Origin of the sequence: Tissierella creatinophila DSM 6911, from assembly GCF_001940565.1 — a bacterium.
GTDB classification, from domain to species: domain Bacteria; phylum Bacillota; class Clostridia; order Tissierellales; family Tissierellaceae; genus Tissierella_A; species Tissierella_A creatinophila.
On the sequence record NZ_LTDM01000005.1, the window covers coordinates 68,895 to 75,728 of the forward strand.

5 protein-coding genes are annotated in these 6,834 nt (G+C 25.7%); all 5 read right to left on the minus strand.

Annotation, left to right across the window (positions count from 1 at the left end; all coding sequences use genetic code 11):
• Genes TICRE_RS02250 through cas6 form a run of 5 tightly spaced genes read right to left on the minus strand, consistent with a single transcriptional unit; the run spans position 1 to position 6,316 of the window.
• On the minus strand, positions 1-2,211 hold the full coding sequence (locus tag TICRE_RS02250; RefSeq protein WP_075724702.1) for a CRISPR-associated helicase/endonuclease Cas3: 2,211 nt from the start codon (positions 2,209-2,211) through the stop codon (positions 1-3).
• Between the two features lie 34 nt (positions 2,212-2,245).
• On the minus strand, positions 2,246-3,010 hold the full coding sequence (cas5b, locus tag TICRE_RS02255; protein ID WP_233120124.1) for a type I-B CRISPR-associated protein Cas5b: 765 nt from the start codon (positions 3,008-3,010) through the stop codon (positions 2,246-2,248).
• Positions 2,988-3,863, minus strand: coding sequence for a type I-B CRISPR-associated protein Cas7/Cst2/DevR (cas7i, locus tag TICRE_RS02260; RefSeq protein ID WP_075724706.1), 876 nt, complete (start codon positions 3,861-3,863; stop codon positions 2,988-2,990). Before cas7i ends, cas5b begins: the two co-directional genes overlap by 23 nt.
• The gene (cas8a1, locus tag TICRE_RS02265; RefSeq protein ID WP_075724708.1) at positions 3,864-5,579 is read right to left on the minus strand and encodes a type I-B CRISPR-associated protein Cas8b1/Cst1; all 1,716 of its coding nucleotides are present in this window, start codon (positions 5,577-5,579) and stop codon (positions 3,864-3,866) included.
• 11 nt (positions 5,580-5,590) lie between these two features.
• Positions 5,591-6,316: a CRISPR-associated endoribonuclease Cas6 gene (gene cas6 / locus TICRE_RS02270; RefSeq protein ID WP_075724710.1), complete on the minus strand. Its 726-nt coding sequence runs from the start codon at positions 6,314-6,316 to the stop codon at positions 5,591-5,593.
• Between the last annotated feature and the right edge of the window lie 518 nt (positions 6,317-6,834).

The window sequence follows — 6,834 nt, forward strand, 5'->3', positions numbered from 1 at the left end:
TCACAATATATTACTAGTGTTATCTAACTTATCTTCTATAACATTAGTAAATCCTTCTTCTTTATCATAATTACAATTATAGATATTTAAAGATTCATATTCATTTATTGATATTAACTCATTATTTTTGTGGTTAAAACTATAGTATGGTATAGATATTTTATATTTATCTATCTCTGTTCTTGCCCTTACTTTTTCTTCTCTTGTATAGTTTGTTTCTTTATTAAATTTTAATATATTTATATTTTTATTTATTTCATTTAAATTTCTATTAAATATCTCTCTTGGTATTATAGATATATTATTTATGTTTCTAAACATATCTCTTACTTGTGTTTTGTTTTTTTCATTTACATATATAGAATGCAAATAGTCTATAGTTTCTTCAATATCCTTAACATATTTTGTTCCTTTTAGTTTTTGCATTGTATATGTCTCATTTATTAAATCTATCTTCTTACTTTCACTTAAAGGTCCATCTATATTTTTGATAATCTCTTTAGATATTTTAAATATATCTTTATCTACAACGAATCCAATACCCCTAATTCTCTCCTCTCCTCCTGTGAATACAAAAGCATTATAATCATCATGCAACAAGTATCTTTTTCTATAACATCTACCAAGTCTTTGAAATAAACCATTAATATCTGATAGTTCAGTTATTAAAATATCAAAATCTATATCTAAAGATGCTTCTAGAATTTGTGTACCTATCCATATTCCTTTATCAGTACAATCTTTATGACCCAGCCTCATTATATTATCTTCTTTTATCTGTCTATCTTCTTTAGTAAAATAACTATGAATTAGATTTAAATTTTCTACTTTCCCGCTTTCTTTTAATTCTTTATATAATTTCTGAGCAGTTTTTACTGTGTTACAAATTACGAGGATCTTGTTTTTAGATTTAGATTTTTCAATTATAAAATCTGAAGTAATTAATCCATCTAAAACTTTTAAACTATGTCTAATTTTACTATCATCTTCTATAAATGGTGATGGAGAAATGAAGTTTATTCTCTCCTTCTCTAAAAATATTTTAAAAACTGGTGGAAAAGTAGCTGTTACTATACAAAACTTACCTCCCATTTCAGTAATAAATTTAAGGCCATAAATTAAATATGCCACTAAATCTGAACTGTACATTTGTATTTCATCTATTACAATTTTACTATAACTTAATGTAGCAAGTTTCAACTCAAATCCTCTATATTTATAAACAAAATCAAATAATTGATCAAGTGTTGTTATAGTAAGTGGTAATGATAATAGTTTTGTTCTATCAAAATATCTACTAAGACCTTCTTCTTCACTTCTCTTTATATATTCGCTAAAACTATCAGAGTGAAGCATTCCTACTCTTTTATCTATATTTTCTTTTACAATACCATCTCTAATCCTATCATATATTGCATTTATAGCGACTTTTAGGGGTAATGTAAAAAATCCTTTATTATTACCTATCCATAATAGTGCAGCTTCCGTTTTACCTGCTCCTGTTTGTGCAACTGCTATTATATTTTCATTTCTGTTTTTTATCATGTACTTTTGTAATTCATTCCAATCTGAACTAGAATCTCTTTGCTTCCAAGAATCCAATAAATTATTTAGCTTTTCTTCTAAAAAGTTATTTTGATATTCTACCATTTCATATGCACTTGAAGCGTAATCAATTCTATTTAACATCCCTTTTACTTTTATATATTCATAGAAAACATCTTTTCCATCTTCATCTGTAATTCTATCATCACTATAATATTTTATTGGAAAGTTACTTGCTTTTAAATCATCTACTTTATCATATTCAAACTTTACAAACTCATTTTCTATTTCTTTTATTTTTTCATTAATACTTTTATAATTAGTATTAATATCTACTTTGAATTTTCTTTCGTGATGAAATATAATTGAGTTAGTTAAAATTTTCATTCCATCTTTTCCAAATTTACTTATTATTTCTTTTTTAGGAATCAAGCCTGCACTTAAAAAGGCATGTGGAACTTCATTTTCTATTTTCTTTCCCCTAATTTTATTTTGAAAATCTTTATTCATTTTTCCCATATCATGATATAAGCATGATAGATATAAAAGTTCCCAGTTTATATCTATATCGGGATAAATATCTTTAAATTCTTTATAATTCTTTAATAGATTATCTGTATGTTCTTGTATAGTTTCTTTAGGATTTGATTTAGCTAGATATTCCATATTGACCTCCTTTAGTATAGAAGAAGTACTTCTTCTATACTAAAAACACTATATTTTTATCTTCATCTATCTTTATATTTTCGTCTTCTCCAACTAATATTTTACTTCCATATATAACATCTACCTTATTCCATTTCCTGATAAATTTAGGATCTTTCTTAGTTCCAATGTTTTCTAAAGTATAATCTTTTGAAATTTTATACTTAGTCCCTGGTAAACTTCTTTTCATACCACCTATATCTATAGAAACAGTATCGTGTTTTATATAGTATTCAGGTATATAAGCACTATAAAACGGATTTAGAATTAATTCTTCTTGTAACTCTTCATCTATTATTTCAACTTTTTTAACTTCATCAATTACTACTAAATCTTCATTTCTGCCAAGTGAAGGATATTCCCTTGGATTTTTTAGTGCTTCATATATTACATCTATCTCCTCCTGTTTATGTGGAACTATATGGATTAACAATTCTACATCAACTAGAAGTTCTATGGTAGATACTCCTTTTATCATTCCATATCCACCAACATTTATATTATGTCTACCCTTTTCATACTTCCCACCTGTTTTAAACTCATATACAGTATACAAATCGTTTACCTTTGAATAGTGTTTTCCTTGAATACTTACATCCATATCATGATATTCCCTATAATCACATAGTCTATGAATCATACCTATAACTGTTGATGGTGGAGGTAATGGATAAGTTTCCTTTAATTGAAAGCTAGTTGGTTTTCTATAATTAACCATGTTTTGAGAAATTTTAATTCTAATTGCTTTCATAATAATCATTCACTTTGAATTTTATATTTTCAAAAAACTCTCTCATATTTGTTGCTTCAAGTCTATCTATTATTTCATTTTCATTTTCAAACAATCCTTTTACTATGCCCGACATTGTTTCTTTTTCTAGTTCTTCACTTAAAACATCAATAATCTTGTCCACGATTAGATTGTTATTTTTAACTTCAATGGCATTTTGGAATATAGGATTTTTAATATCATATACTCCTCCTATTATAAATAAAGGTTTAAGATCTTCTCTTCTTCCTTTTATATCTCTATATAAATATCTTACTGTGTTTAAAAATTTGTTTATTCTATTTGCTTTTTCAGTATTTTCTATTTCTATTTCATCGTTTTCATCTATTCCTACTTTATCTAAATCAATTGTTATTGTATAGGAGTAAAGTGATCTATGGATTTCACTTTGAGCTATATTTCCTCCATCTTTTAACTCGTTCTCTTGTTTATTATATCGATCTAAAAGACCCTTATTAGTTAAAAAATCTAAGTCTCCCCTATAAGGTTCTAAAGATATAGCATTTGAAAGTCTTACAATAGCAGATCTAGTTTTCGATGGTTTAGCAGTTTTCATATATCCAAACAAGTCAATCTCTGCATATTCTTTTATTGTAGTATCAGGAGCAAATTGCAAAACAGAACCATCTAGACCTATCTTTGTATTATCAATTCCCATCTGATTTACTATATTATATCTTATAGCTTGTCTAGATATATATGTGTATTGCTCGCCTTTACCTCTAGATATCTTTTTAAGTGCTGATACATTACCTATTGACTCACCATAGTTTGCACTTTCTGCCTCAAATATAATAGTCACTGTTAATCCTTTGTTAGTCATCTATTTTTCCCCCTTGATTTCAATATTTGTTTTATCTGTTTCATTTAAAGCACTTGATACTAGTCCTGTAACAAAAGCATACCCTATAACTCCTAGTTTTTCTTCATCTTCTAAGACTTCTACTAGTCCCTTAGGAACTTGTTTCCCCACATACATATAGCTATTTAATAAATTGTGTAAAAAGCTTTCAGAATTTCTAGTCTTTAAAGAATTTAATAGTCTATAAGATATTCCTTTAACTTTTTCTCTATTCTTCATTTTTTTGTATTCTTCTCCTAGATACCATCCATTTCTATTAGCATCCTCTATTAATTTATTTCTATCTATACTTGTATCCAAAGCCCCCACCCCTTTTAAAAAATTTATATTAACTTTATTTAATACTTTAATATGGTTAACACTAAAAAAGTTTGTAATACCATCTGAAGTAGTTAACTTATTTACCAAAAGTCTATGAATTAAAGTAAACATATTAACACCATTTAATATCCTTTCAATAGTCAAAGGATATATATAATTATAAGTTTTTCCTTCTTTGTATCCAACTTTTATAAGAGATAATAATTGATTATTAGATTGTTGGAATATCTCTATAATCTCTTTAGATAATATATTAAATCTATACTTACCGCTTTCTTTTCTTATAACTTGTACATCAGAGAGTTCATATATGCTTGTAGAAAGATTTTCCTTTTCCATAGCTTCTATTAAAGCCTTATATACATAAAGATTTCTATTTGTTTCACTTTCTTTAAGACTTCTCTTTATGCTTTGTTTTATATTATTATTTACTTTAATAAGATTATCCATTTTTTGATTTGCATTTACAAATATTCCTGCTTCAGATGTACTAAAAAACATTCCACACGGCATACAGGAATAAATCATTCTAGCGAGGGCACATATAAATATATCATTGTTAAAGTCCCATACATGGGAAGTTTTTCTATTTGTATCAAATCCAGTGTCAATTAAAAATCCCATATCATATGCAGAAGATTTACTCTTTATAGGCAAACCTGTTATAAAACAGTTCAGTTTAAATTTTCCTTTATCTTCCTTTAAATATTCAACAGTTCTATCTATAAAAGTTTCTTTATAATCAATATATATATCATTTTGTTTTGTATTTCTATTTAAAAACGCTACCCCTTCCCATGATTGATTTATAATATTATAAATCAATGTCTTAGCAAATAAATATTTTTTCCCTTTAGATGAATAGACATATTTGTGTATATTTTTTAAAACGTTATATTGTTTATAAATATCTTGTTTTATATCTTCAATAGTTTCTCCTTTTTTAATTTTTATTGTATCTAAGCTTTTTTGAAGTTCTAATATATCTATACCACCCTCTATAAACTCGTATACTTTTGAATAATTGGGTCTCTTTAAATATCCTTTTAATTCCTTTATTATATCGTTTAGTCTGCTAATGTCTTTTTGATTCAAGTTTAAAAAATCTTCTTTTTTACTTTCACTTAAATAATCAAAATATTTATTGAATCTATCCCAATGGGTTATGCCTTCATATGTGTAAATTAGATAATCAAAATATTTTTCTTCAAACTGTTCAAAAACATCTATATTAAACTCAATATAGTTCTCTCCTACTATGATGTCATCACCTGCATGATTTAATATATTATAAAACCCTAATAATCCAGCATTAAACTGCCAATCAGAAAGTTCTAATCTTATATTTTCTTCCATACTATCACCTCCTAAACTAAATCCATCATACCAAACCCTTGTGATCTTCTGCTCGATATACCAGCTTTATATAGATAGTCTAAAATATATGGCTTAGCTTTTATCTTCAGTCTACATATATTAGATAACACCTCTATACCATAATGTTTTACTTTTACTTCTTTATTATTTAAAATCTCAACTTCAACTTTATCAATATCAAATCTTCTTTCTTCACCAAACTCATCTATTAGTTGAAGTTTTAAGTTTTCCATGAAAATCTGTTTACCCTTTTCTTCGTTTAAAGAATAATACCAAGTATCATGATTATTTCCTCTATGTTCTCGTGAAACTACAGGACTAATACTTTTAAATATTACCTCATCACTTACTATCAACTTTTCTTTAACCAGATTTATTTTGTTTATTGTCATAGTATTTCCTTTTATATGATAAGGCTTTCCCTTTTGTGCTAAAAAACTATTATAAAAATAAAGTGAATCTTCCATACTATTTGTAGAAAAATTTAATATAATTTTTTTATTTGGAATTAGTATCTCTTCCCTTTCAAATATACAATTCCCCATATATAAAGAAAATGTAAAAGATTTTACTTTATTAGGTTCTTTTCCATATAGAGATTCATAGTATTCTTTATCATAGCTTTCTAGAGAATGTTTAATCAAAGAAATAAACATTCTATTTTTGTCTTTAATGATTCTGTCTTCTTCTAGTAATATTTCTAAACTAAAACGCATATTTCCACCTCCTTATTATTAATCCTTATATATGTGTTTCTTATACTTTAATTTTATATTAATCTATTTTTAATAAAATGTCAAACAATTTAGTTAATTTATTTTATTTATTTTTCATGATATAATTTAAATAGACCTTTTAATAGAACTAATCTTAGAATGTAAATTATATTTGTGTTTCTTGGAACAATATTAATAGAACTATATTAGAAAAATTTTATATACTATATGTATTCTCCAAAGATTTAAAAACTCCTTTAATAATATTCAGGTTTTTGAAATGGTTTTTATGATTTTAAAACCTATACTTAACTTAATTTTAAAACCAAAAAAAGAAACAGACAAAGCATCTACCTCTTTGTCTGTTTCTTTTAATCTATATCAAATTTTTTAGATAGTTGCAGAATAGAGTTTTGAAATTATCTAAGGTTATCCACAAAGGGAAATTTAATTCAATAAATAAATATGCTCGTTAATTTTGGAGAATCTAGTTATACACAGAAAAAGGGCATAGAAAA

Excerpts from the sequence above, each read along its gene's own strand:
- cas8a1 (WP_075724708.1), bottom strand. The coding sequence starts at position 5,579 with ATGGAAGAAAATATAAGATTAGAACTTTCTGATTGGCAGTTTAATGCT.
- cas6 (WP_075724710.1), bottom strand. The coding sequence starts at position 6,316 with ATGCGTTTTAGTTTAGAAATATTACTAGAAGAAGACAGAATCATTAAA.
- TICRE_RS02250 (WP_075724702.1), bottom strand. The coding sequence starts at position 2,211 with ATGGAATATCTAGCTAAATCAAATCCTAAAGAAACTATACAAGAACAT.
- cas5b (WP_233120124.1), bottom strand. The coding sequence starts at position 3,010 with ATGATTATTATGAAAGCAATTAGAATTAAAATTTCTCAAAACATGGTT.
- cas7i (WP_075724706.1), bottom strand. The coding sequence starts at position 3,863 with ATGACTAACAAAGGATTAACAGTGACTATTATATTTGAGGCAGAAAGT.